A 17,312-nucleotide genomic window follows, 5' to 3' on the forward strand; every position below is an offset into this window, starting at 1 on the left:
TAAGTATGGAGAGTAGTGAAATAGTAAGAGAAAAGGAACATCCTTTTGCGAGAAAAAGATGGATAATAGCAGTTACTTTAGTCGTATTAACATTTCTAAGCCTTTTTTACGGTCTTTTCGCAGGAAGTTTATCTTTTTCTTTACGAGACATTCTAACAGGGATACAAGATGAAAGTTCGACAGTTCATCGAATTGTATGGGATCTTCGCATACCGAGAGTGCTCGTTGGGTTTATAGTAGGAACGTGTTTAGCTACATCTGGAGCATTACTGCAAGGGGTTATGAGAAACCCTCTTGCAGACCCTGGAATTATCGGGGTTTCATCTGGAGCGGGTCTTGTAGCAATTGTAATTATGATTCTATTTCCTCAGCACATGGCTTTTTTACCGCTAGGAGCGTTTTTAGGAGCTTTCATAACAGCGATGGTCATTTATGCTTTATCATGGCAAAAAGGGGCACCGCCTTCAAGAATCGTCTTAGTAGGTGTGTCAATCAATGCATTAATTGGTGCAGCAACGTCAGCATTAATGTTATTACATAGTGACAAAGTACAATCCGTGTTACCGTGGTTAGCTGGGGGTATTGGTGGTGTGAGCTGGGCACATTTAAATATGATTATTTACTATGCAATATTCGCTATTATATTAGCTTTCTTCGGTATTAAACACATTCGAGTATTAATGCTTGGGGATGAAATGGCGAAATTATTAGGGCATAACGTGGAAAGAAGTCGGTTTTATTTAATAGTAGTAAGTACAATGTTAGCTGGAATTGCGGTTAGTGTTTCTGGTCTAATTGGATTTGTAGGTCTTGTCGTACCGCATATGTTACGTTTATTAGTTGGAAATGACTATAAATATTTACTGCCATTATCATGCCTTGGCGGAGGGATATTACTTGTTTTCGCGGATGCGATAGCTCGAAGTTGGTTCGATCCAATCGAATTGCCTGTTGGTATTTTATTGTCCTTCTTAGGTGGTCCGTTCTTCTTATATTTAATTCATAGAGGAGGAAAACAACGTGATTTCCGTTAACAAAGTGTTTTACGCACATTCTGAAAGATTTCAAATGCAAAATATGAATGTACATATTAAAGCTGGAGAAATCGTTAGTTTAATCGGTCCGAATGGATCAGGGAAATCTACTTTGCTGCGTTTAATAGCACGGCTACTTAAACAAAGCGAAGGAAATATCATTTTAGATGGGACAAATATTCATACGATGAAGAGTGCGGATGTAGCGAAGCAATTAGCGATGTTACCACAAATGCATGATCATCAATTAGATTTAACAGTGAAAGAACTAATACAGTTCGGAAGAGGTCCCCATAAATCATGGAGTAGTCGCTTAAATAAAGAAGATGAAGAAATTGTTGATTGGGCATTGTCTGTTACAAATCTTGAAGGGTATGAATATCGTCTTTTACAGTCTTTGTCAGGAGGAGAAAGACAACGTGCTTGGATTGCGATGACGCTAGCACAACGTACAAATGTCTTATTATTAGATGAACCAACAACCTTTTTGGATATCGTTCACCAGTTGGAAGTAATGGAACTTGTGAAACGATTAAACGAGGAGTTTGGTATGACAATTATAATGGTCTTACATGACATTAATCAAGCGGCTCAATATAGTGATCGTTTACTCGTATTAAAGCGAGGAAAGATTCAGTATGACGGTGTACCAGAAGAAGTATTATGTCAACAAATGTTTCAACATGTATTTGGCATAGAAGTAGATATTTTTCAAGGAAGCGACAAGCCATTTTTTACACCGAAACGAATTTCTAAAAAAGGAGCAGAGCGATGCAAACAGAAGAGCGTATTACCACTGAATTAGTAAGAGAATTTGTTATGGCAGCTCACGGAGATTTAGAAAAAGTACAGGAACTATTGGCAGAATCGCCAAGCTTACTTCACGCTTCTTATAATTGGGGCGGCTCAGATTGGGAAAGTGCCTTAGGAGCAGCGGCCCATGTAGGACGTAAAGATATTGCACTTTATTTACTGGAAAAGGGAGCTCGGATGGATATTTTTGCAGCGGCTATGCTTGGTGAACTTGAAGTCGTACAAGCCATTTTAGTAGCACAACCCGAAGTATTACGTGCATCTGGCCCACATGGCATCTCTCTTCTTCAACATGCACGAATGGGTGGAGAAAAAGCTCAGCGTGTATTTGAGTACTTAACAGTGCTTTCTTAATGACCGCAAAGTTCTTATGTGCGGTAAACTTTCCACTCAAAAGATTGGAAGGTTTACCGCCCGTTAGAACGGGATAAGTATCTAGTATATTTGAAAATCCTACACCCCCTCAATTGTAGTTTTCTTTATACTAGTTATGATATGAATGCAGTAGACACTCTTTTGTCTACTGCTTTTTTTTGATATAATACACTTTTATAAGATTGAATTTTCTTTCTTTTTGACAACTTTCTTGATATGAATTATTCAACACTTACGTAGTTTGAAATATGTTGTTATGTAATGAGGTTCAAAATGATGGGAGTGAATAAAAGAGTGTTCCATACAGATCGCTTACAATTTCGCAAATATACAATGGATGATTTACCATTTTATGCTTCTTTATGGGGGGATGAGAAGGTAATGCGCTATATTGGAAATGGAACGTTAAAAACATTTATGCAATGTAAAAAAAGTTTGGAGGAGAGGGTACTTCCAAATTATAAAAACGGTCTCGGTTTATTTGTAATGATTGAAAAGGAAACAGGGATACGAATTGGTCATGCAGGGCTTGTCAAGCAGAAGGTAGATGGAAAAGAGGAAATTGAAATTGGCTATTGGCTACTTCCCAAGTATTGGGGGAAAGGGTATGCGAAAGAGGCTGCGGCGGCATTTCGAGACTATGGTTTTCAAGCATTACAAATGAATAAATTAATTTCACTTATTAATCCGAACCACCCAGCTTCAATATTTGTTGCTAGAAAAACAGGGCTTAGTTATGAGAAAACAACTTCATTTCATGAGATGGATGTTCTCGTTTATTCCATTAAGCGGGTTGGATGAAAAAAGGTGAATTGCGTCTTTTGGAGAATGGTATATAAAAAATAAAGGGGGGATTACATGTATATTTACCATAATGGACTTATTATTCGTGAGGGAACGAACGGTGTACCAGCATATGCAATTAAAACTTTATTCGAAGATGCCGGTTGGAGTAATGATAATATCCCTTCTTGGCAAATTGAAAAATTTACGATAGCATTTGAAAATTCCACATGGGCTTTCACAATTTGGGATGAAGAAGAAATGGTCGCGATGGTTAGAGTGATTTCTGATCAAATCATGGTCGCTAACATAGTGAATTTAGTTGTGAAGTGTGAGTATAGGGGAAAAGGATTAGGTAAGAAACTTGTAGCCCTTTGTTTACAAAAGCTTCCGCATGGTGATTGGTTTGCGCATACATCCGCTAGCAATTTTGATTTTTATAAAAGTTGTGGTTTTGAAGTAAGAGAGTTATCAAGAAATGGAACATGTGCGTATTATGGGTATCAAGTGGCAAAAAAGGATGGGCATCGATAAAATTATAAGGTAGTGAAGAAAAAGGATCGCTATTTTAATAATATAAACTGAACGGAGACTTATTTTGTGATAAAATTAAAGAAAATTCAGTTTATTAAACGGGGGATAAAAATGAATGTAAAAGTTGGAGATGTATTTAAGTACGAAAGAAGGTTTACTGAGGAAGAAGTTTTTGAATTTGCAAATATTACAGGCGATAAAGGTAGACATCATATGGAATATGATGAGAATGGACGATTAATGGTTCATGGTCTATTGACTGCTAGCATTGGTACGAAAGTAGGAGAAGAGTTACATTACATAGCGAGGGAATTAGTAAGTGAGTTCATTAGACCAGTTTTTACAGGTGATACGATTACTTGTGAATTAACATTAACAAATATTGAGCAAATGGAAGGATATAAAAAAGTTTCAATTGAGTCAGTTTATCGCAATCAACATGAAAAGACCGTACTAGTTGGGACAAGTTATGGAATTATAAGGGAATAAAAAAGAAGCCTGTTACGAAACAGGCTTCTTTTTTATTAATTAGTAAACTCGTTTTCGATTTTCCGCATGACTAGAGATAAGTAATAATGCAGATTCTTCACCTATATTACGAACAATATGGGGAACGCATGCATTCCAGGAGAAAGAGTCACCTTCTTCTACAATTGCAATATCTTCACCATGTTGAACTTCCAGTTTTCCGCGTAATACAAGATGACACTCTTCGCCTTCATGAGCATTTGGCGAGTTTTCTTTCGGGAATCCGGCAGAAATTTCTACGAGATTTAGGCGAAGGCCACCTTGCTCCGCAACATGCTCAATCCTTTGTTCATCTTTTCCATACACACTGTATTTACGCTCTTCTTTTTTTATAATTTTCAAACGATCTTTTTGTTCTAACAATAAATATGGAAGGGGAACATTTAAAAAATTAGCAATCATTTCTAAAGTTGAGATAGATGGTGAGGTTTTATTGTTTTCAACCTGACTCATAAAGCCTTTAGAAAGACCTGTTCCTTCACAAATTTGGGCAATCGTAATTCCTCTACGTTGACGAATTTCACGAATCGCAGAACCGATATTCATAAAATCATGCTCCTTTTTGTAAACAACTATTTGTATCATAGCAAAAAAAAAATATTTTTTCTCATGAAAAATGAATTGACGAATAAAAATAATTAGTGTATGTTTTGTAATGTAAATAAAAGTTTTGTATAAGAAAACTATAAAGGAGAGAATGAAATGAATCAACATATTGGTAACTTAATTATTCGTATCGTGTTAGGGGTAACGTTCTTTATGCACGGTTTAACAAAATTCCAATCAGGAATTGACAATATTGCAGGGTGGTTTACAAGCATTGGTTTACCAGGAGGACTTGCATACGGTGTAGCAACAGTTGAATTAGTTGGAGGTCTATTGTTAATTCTAGGTTTAGGTGTAAGATATATTGGCTTATTATTTGCACTTGTTATGGTTGGAGCGATTGTGAAAGTAAAATGGTCAGCTGGCTTGTTAGGAGACGGAAAAAATCCTGGGTTTGAGTTAGAACTTGCATTATTAGCGATGGGTGCATACTTATTTGTTGCGAAAGCTGATGGTTTTGTAGATAATTTCTTAAAAGAGAAAATGTTAAAGAAGAATTAATTAAAATGGGGGTATAACAAAATGGGCTTGCCACTTCATCCCGAAACAACACTTGAGGTTGTTCATTTATATGTATCAAATTTAAAGAAATCGCTAGAGTTTTATACAGAAGTATTGCGTATGAAGGTACTGGAAGAAAAAAGTACAATCGTTACGTTTGGTAATGAGGAAAATGAGCCACTTCTCATAATAGAAGAAAAGGAAGACGCTCTTCCGAAGCAAAGAGGTCGAACTGGTTTATATCACTATGCAATTTTATTACCAAACAGACAAGACTTAGCAAATATTCTTCGTCATTTTGTTGAGAAAGTACACCCCTTACATGGTGGGGCTGACCATTACTTTAGTGAAGCTCTTTATTTAGCTGATCCAGATGGAAACGGGATTGAAATTTATCATGATCGCCAAAAGGAAGTTTGGCATGATGAAAATGGAGAGCTACCATTTGTTAGTAACCCGTTAGACGGCGAAGGATTATTACAGCAAGGAAGTACATGGAATGGGTTCCCGGCTGGTACTGTGATGGGGCATATTCATTTACATGTAGCTGACTTAGAAGAAGCGAAACGTTTCTATGTTGATGGTCTTGGTTTTGATGTAACAATCCCAGCTCGTAATGGAGCATTGTTCGTATCAGCAGGTGGTTATCATCATCATATCGGTCTAAATACATGGCAAGGTGAGGATATACCACCACAAATGCCAAATTCCGTTGGCTTGAAATATTTCACCATTGCACTAGCAGATGAAAAACAAAAAGAGCAAGTATGTGAAAGCTTAAAATATATTGGCGTGGTTGCTACGTATAAAGATGGAGTGTTACAGGCAGAGGATCCGTTTGGACATTGTATACATTTTAAAGTGAAAGGAGAAGCCTAAAAAAGGCTTCTCTTTTTTTACTTTCTTATAATCGCTTTTTCATTTTGTAAAAACAGTTCATCAAATTGCTTTGCAAGGTCAAAATCTAGTTTAGTTAAACCTTTTGCATTCCATGATGACAATGTAATAATGACTGCTTTATACTGAATAAGGATAAATGGATGGTGATTATGTTCTTCTGATAGTTTGGCGGCTTCAGAGACAAATTCGACTCCTTTTAAGTAGTCGGAAAACATATATTTCCTTTCAATCCATTTTTCATCTTTCACTGTCCATTTATCCAGCTTTGTTAATTCCTCTTGTACTTCTTCATTAGTTAATCGTAGCATCATTTTTCACATCCTTTACCTGCAGTAGCGCAAGACCATTGTTAATAAGACGTGTTACAGATTCTTCAGTTGTGAAAGTAGAAAGTTGTTGTAATAATGCTGCTGATGCTTCATGGCCTTTATTATGTTCTAAAAGCAATTCTAAAATTTCAAGACGAAGCAACCATTCTTTCGGATGAAATTTATTTAATACTTCTTGAATAGCTATTAATTGATCAGTATGAGTATCGTGTAAAATACTATCGTTACGTATATCTCGAACTGTTTGATACATACGTTCAAGCTCATTCAGTACAAGTGGATCAGGAGTTTCTTGTACTTCTTCATCTATCGGGAAAAATGCAGCCGCATCTGCCGCTCCTGGGAATACAGAAGTGATTTGTGAGCCGACAGCCATATCAAATGCTCCCCATGAAGGATCAAATAATAAGCGATCTTTATGAGTAACCGCACAATTTATAAAGGAGATAAGAGCAATTTTTTTATCATTCCTTACAATGTCTGTTACTGTTCCTTTTACATGAATGCCACTTTCAAAAGTAAACTCTGCACTGTTTCCAATTGTAATGCCTAATGATTGTAATTGTTCTTCTGTACAATTTTCTAATGCAATATCTCCATCTAGTAATCCGATTGGTGTCCCGAATCCATCGCTGTGTACAGATGTAGAATGATTTGCTAGTTGTTTATTATGAATTGCTAATGCAGTTGGTGAGCTTGTTCGTGTGTAAATAACTTCACCAGTATCATTTTTAATTGTCTCTGTAAATGTACCCGTAATTTGTAATCCACTACTTAGCTCAGTTGTAGCATGATTTTCGGAGCGGATTGCTTTTTCTAATCCTTCTGTGCCACCTGTTTTAAATGCCATCGTTGTAGAGAACTGCTCAAGTGCCTCAGTCAACTCTTCAAATGATTCACAAACAAATAGCTGTGGCTGCATTTTTGTTACGTCATAAGTTGTCCCGGTGCAAGCTTCAATTGAGAATGGAACTTTCTTTACAGCATCTGTTAAACAATGCTTACTTTCACCGACAGAGGAAAGGAGACCAGCACCGTAAATTTTGGGGTCATCTATATTACCGATTAAGCCGTATTCCACTGTCCACCAGAATAGACGTGAAATTTGTTCTGCTTCTGATAAACCAGAAACTAAGTTTTGTTTTTCGATTACAGCATTTTCAGCAGCTGCAACTTCTTCAGGTGTAGAAGTCGGGCTTTCTTTTACGATCGTTAATGTACGAACAGCTTCAAAAGCTTCATGTTCTTCTTTAGTGGAGAAAGCTTTCGCTCCAATTTGCCCAAAGCGTTTCACATAGTTTGCATATGTACGATCAAGTAAAATCGGTGCGTGTCCTGCTGCTTCATGAACGATATCAGGAGCTGGTGTATACTCGATATTTTCTACTTTACGAATATCTGTTGCGATTGGTAGTAATCCGTGCCCCTGAAAATCAAAGAATGCTACGCCGGGAATAAGCCCATCAATCGTTACGGCGCCCCAGCCGCTTGGTGCTAAACAGTCATTCATTTCTTCTACTTTTGGAATCGCATCTATATTAATACCAGATGATTGTAGTCCATTAACATAGGCGGGATGAGCAACATCTTTTAAGAAGTTATGGTTTTGTTTCATAATGTAACGCCAAACAGCGTGATTCACCGGTGTGTATTGATCATAATGCTGTGTGGATACGAATGGTTTTAAATGTGATGGAATTTCTGTTTTCTTTGTCATTTAGACATCCTCCTTTTTTCTATAAAAATGAATACCGGTTCGTATAGATTGCATCACCTCCCTTTCAAAAAAATGTAAGCGCTTATAAAATCTTATCATAAGATTCGGAATTATTTAACAACTGTTTGTGTGAGAAATAGAAAAAGCCCCTATCGGAAAATCCGATAGGGGCGAAAAAATCGCGGTACCACCCTATTTGTAAGTGAAAAGGTACTTACATCTCAACTAATGATAACGGAAAAACTCCGTCTTTTCCTTCATGCATAAAAGCACTACGAAAAAGAAGCTCCAGAATTGTAATTCGTACTTATATATGTGCTAATTTCCACCGACCATTAGCTCTCTGAAACAGGGATACAAGATACTACTGCGATTCTTTCAACGCGTATATATGAAGTTATTTAAAGGGAAGGACGCAAAAAAGCCCCTATCGGAAAATCCGATAGGGACGATAAAAATCGCGGTACCACCCTATTTGTAAACAATTAATTGTTTACCACTTACTTTAAGATAACGGAAAGATCCGTCTTTCTCTTCATGCATAAAAAGCATTACGGGAAAGAAGCTCCAGAATTGTAATTCACGCTTGTATATGTACTGATTCGCACCAACCATCAGTTCTCTGAGACAGGGATATAAGTCGCTACTAGTATTCCTTCAAAGCCGATATATAATTCGTTCAACTAAACTATGTTTTGTATTATAAAACTATATTTAAAAGCTTGTCAACAATAATTTTATTATTTCACTTCTAAATCAACGTTTAAATTAGATGTATTTCCAGCTGCATCGGTTGCTACAATATGAATTGTATTCTTTCCTTGTTGTAATTGACTACGATCGAAATAAATTTCAAAGTTTTTCTCCCAAGGATTTAGGAATGCACTTTCCCATGCGCCATTTCCGTTAATTTCATACTGTATCGTTACTGGATGTCCTGGAGCAACCCATCCGGATTCTGTCATCCAATCTAAAAGTATATCATCTACTTTTCCTCTAATTACGAGGTTTTCTTGATCTACTTCAGACGATAATTTCGGTGCAGTGCGATCGACAAACACAGCTCCTGTTTGCTTTGTTTCTCCACCAGAGTTAGAAGCAACAGCTTCGATTTGGTATAAGCCATCAGGTAGAGGAGATCCGTCAGTTTTTGTACCATTCCATTTGAAAGATTTATAACCAGGTGTTTCGTTTTTACCTTGATGTATCATGCCTTGATATGTTACACGTTCTTTCGTAATTAAATTAGCGTGAAACGTTACATCCTCAACTGGTGTAACTAAATAGTAATTAATCAGGTTGTCATCTAGTATTCTGTCATTATTTGGACTGAAAGTAGAATTAACGATTTCAAGGCCATCGATACGTTTGTATTCTTTCGGATCAATGCTAAATGTAAATGGAATACGCATTTCTTCAGTCTTCCCTTGCTCTTTTACATATAGATTTCCTGTATATACACCTTGTGGTAAGGAGCTATCTACAGTAATTGTAAAAGGTTTTTCGATGTTACTATTAGGTTTTACGCTAACAGAAGAAGAGAAAGAAGTTTGAACTTTCGTTTTTGTATCTAATAGTTCAATACGAGTTGAAAAGTTTTTCTTTTTGCTAGAAAGATTTTGCAATGTAATATTTTGTGTTAATTTCACTTTTCCGCTATTAGGTTTAATTAGACCGAAACTTACATTGTTTGGTGTAACTAATGCGTCCGCTTTTACTGCTTTTGGGATATTAATTAAGCCAGATCCTTGTGCCATGACAGGATATGTATTTTCATTGACATCCTTTAATGTTTTTGCAGTGTTGGCAAGAGCTGCTTTCAATTGTTCTGTCTTCCAATCAGGATGCATTTGACGTAGCAAGGCAACGGCTCCCGCTACTTGTGGAGCAGCCATACTTGTTCCGTTGTGAGATTCATATCCACCTCTTGGTACTGTGCTTGTAATGTTTACTCCAGGTGCAACAACATCAGGTTTTATGAGCCAACTTCCTTGTGATGGTCCTCTTGAACTAAAGTTACCAATAAGTTCTGTTTGGTTGTCCAATCTTTATATTTTTCTTTCGTTTTGTGATTAAAGTTTTCAACTCTTCACCATTTGTCTTTGATAGTTGCATAACTGGAAGAGCTACATCTTCACGTCCAAAATATTCGGGCATAATATCAATTTCTTTTTCGTTAGAAATTAGTAGCACGCCGAGAGCGCCAGCTTGTTTCGCTTGTTCTGCTTTTACTAACGTGCTCGAAGATCCTTGTAAAACAAGGGCGAACTTTCCTTTCATATCTTGTTTAGCGTAATCACTTGGATTACCGTAGCCAACATATACAAGCTGAGCGTCGTTTCCTACTTGGAAATATGCTTTTGATAAAGGTAATCCTTGGTAAGATTTATTGGAACCAGCTACTTGGAATGTTGGAAATGGAATAGAAACTGTAGATGCTCCAACAGAGATGACACTACTTGCGTTACCAGGAGCGTCAACAGACCAAGGTTTTGGTCCATCATTTCCATTTGAGACGACCGCAGTAACACCAAGCTTTGCTGCGCGTTCTAGCGTCATTGTTACCGGCTGATCAGGTACATTCAAATCTTGACCAAGAGATAGATTTAAAACATCGGCACCATCTTGAATAGCACGCTCAATACCTTGAATAATATCATCGGTCGTACCAGTACCACCATCATTCATAACACGGTAAGCGAGTATAGAAGCATTCGGAGCAATTCCCTTTATTTTTCCGTTACCAGCAATAATTCCAGCAACATGGGTACCGTGGACGTTTCCATCCATCGGATCATTATCTTCGTCGACTGTATCATAGCCACCGATATAATTTGCTTGTAAATCAGGATGGGTATAGTCTACACCTGAATCGATAATAGCGACTTTCATTCCTTTTCCATCAAGGGGTTTGCCAGTTGGATCTTTTAACTTCCAAGCTTCAGGTGCACCAACTGTAGGGCCCCCAACGTTTGGTGTTGCTTGATCTGCTGGGCTTTTTGATGTTTCATGTAACTTATATGTTAAGTTCGGATAAATTGCTTTTACTTCAGGTAAAGAAGCTAAAGCAGCAATTTGATCTCCTGGGATAGAAATAGAAAATCCAGAAAATAATGTACTATATGTTTCTTTTATCGTTGCCTTCGGTGCTTTTTCTTTAATTTTCTTTGTTGTATCCTCTTGTGCCTTTTTTAGTTGCGCATGGTATGATTGCACATTGCTATTTTTTAAATCTGGAGCATGCTGAATGTTACTTTGTGAAGCGAGTGGAGCATGTTGCAATTCTACAATGACTGAAATTTCTTTTGATGTTTTTGTTTCAACATTTTGCGCGATTTTATTTTCTCCCCATTGCTCAATATTCGCTTTTAACTGTGGACTAAATTGCTTCTCTTTTTGCAGTGACTCAGCATGGGCGCTTAAAGCTCCAAAACTCGAAAAGACGAGCGCCATACTTAATAGTGTAGATGTAGTTTTTTTCATTGAAATTCCCTCTAATAAAAAGTTCCAATATTCCGAAAAATCATCTTGCATTTTTGTCGTTAAATATAAAAATGAATGTTGGCTAAACTATAATTTCGACATAATTCATACCAATCCTCTCTGAATTGAAAATTTCTTGGGAAATTTTTTGGGATTATGTCGAATGGATAAAATTTGCATATAGTAAGCGAAATATGAGGAATGCTAAAGGGGAAAATGGGGGGGCTTTATATGAAAAGGTTTGTAAGTGGAATCGTGATTCTGTGCCTTTTTTTCTGTTCAAGTTCTATTACTAGCGCAGAAAATAATGGAGTGAAAGTTGCCTTTATTCGTAATCATAATCTATGGATTAAAGTCGGTGAAAAAGAAAAACAAATTACAAAAGGAGAGTACATAGCAGGGCCGAAATGGTCACATAATGGAGAATGGCTTGCCTATGCAAAAGGAAAGAAGCGAAATCATTTTGAACTGTATCGGCTGAAAGATGGAAAGAAAGTTACACCATCTCAATCAGAAGTATCGAATTATCAATGGTCACCAACAGAGAATATAATTGCCTTTGTATTTGCACGTACATTAAATATATTTGATGTTGAAAAAAAGAAAGCAGATTTTGAAAATGTAGCCAATGGTGTAGGTGACTATGCATGGTATCCTGATGGTAAGAAGTTTCTTGTATCATCAGAAGCGTACTTGCTCCCAACAGGATGGACAGGTGCTCAGTTATATGAAATACAAAAGGATGCAAATATGAATCCTCATAAGATGAAACATTTATATGCACTACCGAATGAGCATGATGACTTTTTAGCATTAGTTGGAAGTGGATTTAAGTGGTCGCCAGATCAAAAATGGATTTCTTTTTTGGCAGTACCAACAGCTTCTTTGTCAGCTGATAGTAATACACTTTGTTTAATTCGAGCAGACGGCAGTCGTTTTGAAACAGTAGATCAAATGTTATTAAACACACAATGGTTCAAATGGGCGCCATCAAAAAATATATTAGCCTATATTGAAGGCAGCGGGAGAGTTGCTTTAGAGAATAAGCATTTAAAAATAAAAGAATTGCCGGCTCTCCAGCAAAATACATTTACTCCAAAAGGCTATGTTGATTGGGATTTCACATGGAAGAACGATAATGTAATTATCGTTTCAAGGGCAAAGGAAGCAGAGCTATCTGTCCCTCAAGAAAAAAGACCACTACCATCTTTATATGAAGTAAATAGTATAAACGATGAACAACATCAAATTACAAAGCCATCAAATAGCCAAGGCGATTATAACCCTATTTTTATTAAGAAGAGCAACCAATTAATGTGGCTCCGTTCAAATCGTAAGAAAGCTGATGTATGGCTTGCTCATAACGATGGAAAACATGAAAAGAAGTGGATTGAAAATATAGATGTGCCAGAGTGGTATTATGAGAAATGGAATTGGGAAGATGTCGTTTCGGTTAAAGACGAGTGAAAAAACCTGTCTAAAATATAATTTTTAGGCAGGTTTTTCAATGTTATTTATGTGTTTTATTTGGCTTTTTTTTCGCGGGGTTTCCGTTCCCTTGGCGCTTTCTATTTTGTTCATCTTTTGCTTGTTTTTCATGTAATGTATCTATAAAGTCATTTGAGTTACTCATTTTTATATCTCTCCTTTTTTCATTGCGTCCTAGTTACTATAACCATTTAGGAGGATAATCATGAGATAAAAGTTAAGCGCTTAGTTTTCTTCGGTAGTATAAGTAAAATAGTCCATACGTAATGAATAACATAAGTAAAACTTGTAACTCTACATTTTCTTTTAAAATAGTTGCGACAGAAGATGGTAAGTAAGGTGATGTATCGCTTGTTTCTAAACCTAACCATTTGTTTAAGAGGTTAATGATACAAAACATGAAAACACCGGACCAGCTTGCGATAATTGCTTTTTGCTTCATTTTTGTTTCACGTTCATCATCTGTAATCCAAGGATTAGCAGTTTTATCACTATTAAAAAAGCCATTTATGTATCCCCATATGACCATTCCGATAAAGGCGATAATCCATTTCATATTTGTAATCCTCCTCTTCTTGTAAAAAGTATTTTACATATATAATTGTAATGTTTTCCAAATGTAGATGTCAAATACTTTTTACATTCTGATTTTTAAAATAGCAGGAGTAAAGAAAACAATAGGGAAGAAATATGTGAGACTATTTCCTAGTGAGAGGAAGAGGAGAATGAAACTTGTCTTTGTTCGGCATGGTGAAGGTGAGCATACGAAAGATTTACCATTAAGTTTACAAGCGGTGAATCCGCCATTGACGGGCGTGGGAAAGAAGCAGGCTAAATTGCTTCAGTGCGATGTACCATTACAAGAAAAGGATATATTAATCGTTAGTCCTACACTTCGAACTTTACAAACTGCGACAATATGGAGTGCGGAAGTTGCTTGTCAAAAAATTGTTCATCCATATATATCCCCGCGTATTTTTCCTTATCGGGAATCCGCCAAAACATTACCGTGCGATCAATTGTTAGATCGAAAGATAATAAAAAATTTATTTCCGCATTTTTCATTAGAAGAAAGTACAAATGAATTGTTATGGAATGAGGGAGTCAATATCATCTCGGAGATGGAATTTCAGCAAATAGTAGATGAATTTCTGCACTGGTGCTATCAGTTAAAAGCAGAAAAAATTTGTATCGTTGCACATGATGGAACAATTACAGCGTATAGGCAATATTTACAGAAAGTCGCTTTAACTAGAGCTGATTTTTTGAAAGAAACGGGTATATATGAAATGGACTTATAGGAGAGGAAATTTGTAATGGAAGAGTTAGGGGAAGATGTGTACGACTTAAATGAGCCGAGAGTATACTTTAGCGTAGCGGAAATTAAGTAATATGCAAAATTGCATATTACACATATTGTAAATGGTTGGTATAAGTTTGGGGAGTTGAAACTGGTAGAATCCTTTTTACATAGTGGTGTAAAATCATATGTTGGATCGATAGATTATGTAGATGGAAATGTAGCGCTTATGTTTACAATACGCTTATTTTACGGGCGTATTAACCATGACAAAACGTTAGAAGAAGCTGTTCGAGAAGCGAGATTAATCGATGAGGAGACATGTACATTTCGAGTATATAAACAATATGAAATGCATTTGTTTTATATTCGAATGAATGCGTTTCACATTTAACTCACAGTTTTTTTACATTTTCTTCAATGAAAATGATTATCACCTGTGGTATGATATGTTCAAGTTTTTACAGGTAATAAAAGTTACTATATAAACGTTAGTATTTAATGTTTTTTATGCATGTCACAAATTATTCATAATTAACATTTTAAAAGTAAGTAACTAATGTTATTATATTGTCTGTAACTGAATTAATTACAACTTTAGGAGGAAGATATGATTATTCAATTTTTAAGAGAAAACAAAGCAGTTTCTTTTGTATTAGCGATAATTCGAGTGTATCTTGGTTACACATGGGTAATGGCTGGAATCGGTAAACTACAAGGAAAAGGCTTCGATGCAACTGGTTATTTACAAGGTGCAATTGAAAAATCTAAAGGAGCACAACCAGCTGTTCAAACTTGGTGGGCATCATTCTTACAAGATTTTGCAATTCCAAATGTTGATTTATTTAATACACTTGTGACGTGGGGAGAAATTTTAGTTGGAATTGGTTTAATTGTAGGCTGTTTAACAAAAACAGCGGTCTTTTTCAGTCTTGTAATGAACTTTTCCTATATGTTTAGTGGGTCAATTGGTGTAAACCCTGAAATGGTTATCTTATCCATGTTCGTTCTTGTTTCTGGTATGAATGCTGGAAAACTTGGAATTGATGGCTTCGTTATTCCAAAAGTACTAGGATCAAAAACTCAAAAACGCCAAAAGCAAGCTGCTTAATATATGAAAACGGGTATCTCAAAATGAGATACCCGTTTATTTTTCAGCACTTATAGGATTTTTCTCGAAGAAATCTTTTACATATCCCACAAATTCTTGTGGTTCTTGACGAAATGGAGCATGATAACCTTTTTCAATAATATGGAAATTGCTATTTTTTAAGAATTGATGATAAGTTTCTCCTTCTTTCCAAGAAACGCTACTATCATTTCTTCCCCATATAATTAAAGTTGGTTGCTTGATTTCATTTGCATTGATTTGAAGACGTCTAGGCCATAATTTCATTTTATTATAATGTTCTTCATCATTACGCTTAAATTTAACTTTTCTCTCATCATAATCTGCAATAGAAGAAACGGCACTTAAATCAGTTGACAACTTTGGTTTTGGTGAACCTTGTTTATTAACGAGCGTATGAGGGCCGCCTGTAGCATCAGTTAAAATAAGGTGGGTAACCGCTTCAGGGTATAAATATGTTAAATTAAGAGAAATTTCTCCGCCCATCGAATGTCCCAGTATTGCGAATGAGTCATACCCTAGTTTTTTCATTAACTTATAATACAAATTTGCATGAGTTGGGAAAGAATAATAAAAATCCATTGGCTTAGAGGAACGTCCGAACCCTAAAGCATCAACCGAAATGATCGTATGAGCTTTTGCTAAATCTGAGTAAATCTTTTGAAAACCATCGGATGATCCTCCAAATCCATGGATCATAAGTAAAGGTGGTTTTTCATCACCAATCTTTTTAAAGTAAATCGTTTGACCATCTATCTCTACCATTTTTTCCTCAGTAGCTAGTTTCGATGTAATTGTATTTTTAACTTGTTTTACTTGTTCTACTGGCTTTTCTGCTGCACTACATCCTACTAATAGTGTAAGAGTAAGACAACCTACCATAAAATAGCTAAATCGCTTCAATTAGGTGTCCCCTTTCTAACATAACGCTGCATCTATCATAGCAAATAGCATATTACGATTTCCAGGAAGTTGATTACCATTCTTTATCATAAGAGGTGAAAGGAGCGTTTCCTGGAAATTTGCTGTTTGAAGAAATTGGCGGAAAATGAATTGTGAATGCGGAATATCAATGCGTATCGTCCCATTCCACGATTTACAAATCATTTCTAATAATTGAATAGCGTCTTTTTCTTTTTTTGAAATAAGCGGAGTGATACATAGTACATCTCCTTTTTGTATGCATAAAGCAAAAGCATCTATTTGATTATCCCGCTCTATTTTAAAGGAGTAAGTTGCTCTCGATAGTAGTGATAAATAAAGCTTAGAACGATGTGCACCAGTCGCAGTTTGATCAAGAGAAATTAGAGATTGAACATCCGTCTGCTGAATTTGTTTTATGGGAAAAAAATTTGTACTTATATGAGCCGTTTGTTTTTCGAAACGATGAATGGTTGTTATTGATTGAAATCCATAAGATTCATATAAGGGTTCACCAGCTTTTGTTGCAATGAGCATAATAGGGAGCGATGGATGAGTTATTTTTAAGCTATTGTTTAACAAAATACGGCCAATTCCTTTTCTTTGAAAATCAGGATGCACGATTAACATACCGATAGAAGAAAATCCAGGGGTAAATGAAAAGACCCCGCCCGCTGCAATAAGTTTATTCTCATGTACATAGCCAAAAATTGTGCCAATGGAAAGGTACATATGGAATTGCTCTTTCATAAAACTCGCATGCTGTAACTACCCGACTGATTCGCAAAGAGAGAGTAAGGCTGGAATGAAAGATTCGTCTAGTTTTACTGTTTTCATAAAGTTCACCATATTTCTATTTAAATTTAGAAAA

The 17,312-nt window shown here is 36.1% G+C and carries 18 protein-coding genes, 2 pseudogenes and 2 other annotated features; of the genes and pseudogenes, 12 read left to right on the forward strand and 8 right to left on the reverse strand.

The window, feature by feature from the left end:
- The first annotated feature begins 5 nt into the window (after window positions 1-5).
- The 6 genes from ACE38F_RS07130 (at window position 6) to ACE38F_RS07155 (ending at window position 4,028) form a co-directional block, all read left to right on the forward strand.
- Complete coding sequence (locus ACE38F_RS07130) at window positions 6-1,034, forward strand: FecCD family ABC transporter permease (RefSeq protein WP_215554252.1); 1,029 nt, start codon at window positions 6-8, stop codon at window positions 1,032-1,034.
- Complete coding sequence (locus tag ACE38F_RS07135) at window positions 1,021-1,839, forward strand: ABC transporter ATP-binding protein (protein WP_215554251.1); 819 nt, start codon at window positions 1,021-1,023, stop codon at window positions 1,837-1,839. Before ACE38F_RS07130 ends, ACE38F_RS07135 begins: the two co-directional genes overlap by 14 nt.
- The gene (locus ACE38F_RS07140; RefSeq protein ID WP_215554250.1) at window positions 1,806-2,201 is read left to right on the forward strand and encodes an ankyrin repeat domain-containing protein; all 396 of its coding nucleotides are present in this window, start codon (window positions 1,806-1,808) and stop codon (window positions 2,199-2,201) included. Before ACE38F_RS07135 ends, ACE38F_RS07140 begins: the two co-directional genes overlap by 34 nt.
- Before the next feature lie 294 nt (window positions 2,202-2,495).
- Window positions 2,496-3,023 carry a GNAT family N-acetyltransferase gene (locus ACE38F_RS07145; RefSeq protein ID WP_002015253.1) on the forward strand — a complete coding sequence of 176 codons (528 nt, stop codon included), beginning with the start codon at window positions 2,496-2,498 and terminating at the stop codon, window positions 3,021-3,023.
- A 57-nt stretch (window positions 3,024-3,080) separates the two neighbouring features.
- Window positions 3,081-3,539, forward strand: a complete 459-nt coding sequence (locus tag ACE38F_RS07150) for a GNAT family N-acetyltransferase (protein WP_215554249.1) — start codon at window positions 3,081-3,083, stop codon at window positions 3,537-3,539.
- A 111-nt stretch (window positions 3,540-3,650) separates the two neighbouring features.
- Window positions 3,651-4,028 carry a hotdog family protein gene (locus ACE38F_RS07155; protein WP_002160412.1) on the forward strand — a complete coding sequence of 126 codons (378 nt, stop codon included), beginning with the start codon at window positions 3,651-3,653 and terminating at the stop codon, window positions 4,026-4,028.
- A gap of 39 nt (window positions 4,029-4,067) precedes the next feature.
- Here the strand turns inward: ACE38F_RS07155 and ACE38F_RS07160 are convergent, their stop codons facing one another.
- The gene (locus tag ACE38F_RS07160; RefSeq protein ID WP_088099534.1) at window positions 4,068-4,613 is read right to left on the reverse strand and encodes a helix-turn-helix domain-containing protein; all 546 of its coding nucleotides are present in this window, start codon (window positions 4,611-4,613) and stop codon (window positions 4,068-4,070) included.
- 156 nt (window positions 4,614-4,769) lie between these two features.
- On the opposite strand from ACE38F_RS07160, the gene ACE38F_RS07165 reads away from it, so the two are divergent.
- Window positions 4,770-5,174, forward strand: a complete 405-nt coding sequence (locus tag ACE38F_RS07165) for a DoxX family protein (protein WP_070144931.1) — start codon at window positions 4,770-4,772, stop codon at window positions 5,172-5,174.
- 21 nt (window positions 5,175-5,195) lie between these two features.
- Entirely contained in the window at window positions 5,196-6,053 is an 858-nt protein-coding gene (locus tag ACE38F_RS07170) for a VOC family protein (protein WP_375369572.1), read from the forward strand.
- 17 nt (window positions 6,054-6,070) lie between these two features.
- Here ACE38F_RS07170 and ACE38F_RS07175 read toward each other — a convergent pair whose 3' ends face one another.
- From ACE38F_RS07175 to ACE38F_RS07185, 3 genes and pseudogenes are all read right to left on the reverse strand, one after another.
- Window positions 6,071-6,385, reverse strand: coding sequence for a 4a-hydroxytetrahydrobiopterin dehydratase (locus tag ACE38F_RS07175; RefSeq protein ID WP_002167644.1), 315 nt, complete (start codon window positions 6,383-6,385; stop codon window positions 6,071-6,073).
- Complete coding sequence (locus ACE38F_RS07180; RefSeq protein ID WP_215554247.1) at window positions 6,366-8,120, reverse strand: aromatic amino acid hydroxylase; 1,755 nt, start codon at window positions 8,118-8,120, stop codon at window positions 6,366-6,368. Before ACE38F_RS07180 ends, ACE38F_RS07175 begins: the two co-directional genes overlap by 20 nt.
- Window positions 8,121-8,283: 163 nt before the next feature.
- Window positions 8,284-8,511 (reverse strand) — a binding site (T-box leader).
- A 50-nt stretch (window positions 8,512-8,561) separates the two neighbouring features.
- Window positions 8,562-8,790 (reverse strand) — a binding site (T-box leader).
- 70 nt (window positions 8,791-8,860) lie between these two features.
- Window positions 8,861-11,603 (reverse strand): annotated as a pseudogene (locus ACE38F_RS07185) (S8 family serine peptidase).
- 231 nt (window positions 11,604-11,834) lie between these two features.
- Here ACE38F_RS07185 and ACE38F_RS07190 point away from each other — a divergent pair.
- Window positions 11,835-13,070: a TolB family protein gene (locus ACE38F_RS07190; protein ID WP_215554245.1), complete on the forward strand. Its 1,236-nt coding sequence runs from the start codon at window positions 11,835-11,837 to the stop codon at window positions 13,068-13,070.
- A 43-nt stretch (window positions 13,071-13,113) separates the two neighbouring features.
- Here ACE38F_RS07190 and ACE38F_RS07195 read toward each other — a convergent pair whose 3' ends face one another.
- Complete coding sequence (locus tag ACE38F_RS07195) at window positions 13,114-13,236, reverse strand: DUF4023 domain-containing protein (protein WP_215554244.1); 123 nt, start codon at window positions 13,234-13,236, stop codon at window positions 13,114-13,116.
- Between the two features lie 72 nt (window positions 13,237-13,308).
- The gene (locus ACE38F_RS07200) at window positions 13,309-13,647 is read right to left on the reverse strand and encodes a phosphoglycerate mutase (protein ID WP_375369571.1); all 339 of its coding nucleotides are present in this window, start codon (window positions 13,645-13,647) and stop codon (window positions 13,309-13,311) included.
- Window positions 13,648-13,816: 169 nt separating this feature from the next.
- Between ACE38F_RS07200 and ACE38F_RS07205 the strand changes: the two genes are divergently transcribed.
- From ACE38F_RS07205 to ACE38F_RS07215, 3 genes and pseudogenes are all read left to right on the forward strand, one after another.
- Window positions 13,817-14,392 (forward strand): histidine phosphatase family protein, encoded by a 576-nt coding sequence (locus tag ACE38F_RS07205; protein ID WP_375369569.1) that lies wholly within the window; start codon window positions 13,817-13,819, stop codon window positions 14,390-14,392.
- Window positions 14,393-14,785, forward strand: a pseudogene (locus ACE38F_RS07210) (hypothetical protein); the annotation flags it as partial.
- A 216-nt stretch (window positions 14,786-15,001) separates the two neighbouring features.
- Entirely contained in the window at window positions 15,002-15,502 is a 501-nt protein-coding gene (locus ACE38F_RS07215) for a DoxX family protein (protein ID WP_215554240.1), read from the forward strand.
- Between the two features lie 36 nt (window positions 15,503-15,538).
- Here ACE38F_RS07215 and ACE38F_RS07220 read toward each other — a convergent pair whose 3' ends face one another.
- Window positions 15,539-16,423 (reverse strand): alpha/beta fold hydrolase, encoded by an 885-nt coding sequence (locus tag ACE38F_RS07220; protein WP_215554239.1) that lies wholly within the window; start codon window positions 16,421-16,423, stop codon window positions 15,539-15,541.
- Window positions 16,424-16,438: 15 nt separating this feature from the next.
- A complete protein-coding gene (locus ACE38F_RS07225) occupies window positions 16,439-17,191 on the reverse strand; it encodes a GNAT family N-acetyltransferase (protein WP_375369568.1) in 753 nt (250 codons plus the stop codon).
- Window positions 17,192-17,312 lie beyond the last annotated feature (121 nt).

The sequence above is a fragment of the Bacillus altaicus genome (assembly GCF_042136375.2).
GTDB classification, from domain to species: domain Bacteria; phylum Bacillota; class Bacilli; order Bacillales; family Bacillaceae_G; genus Bacillus_A; species Bacillus_A cereus_U.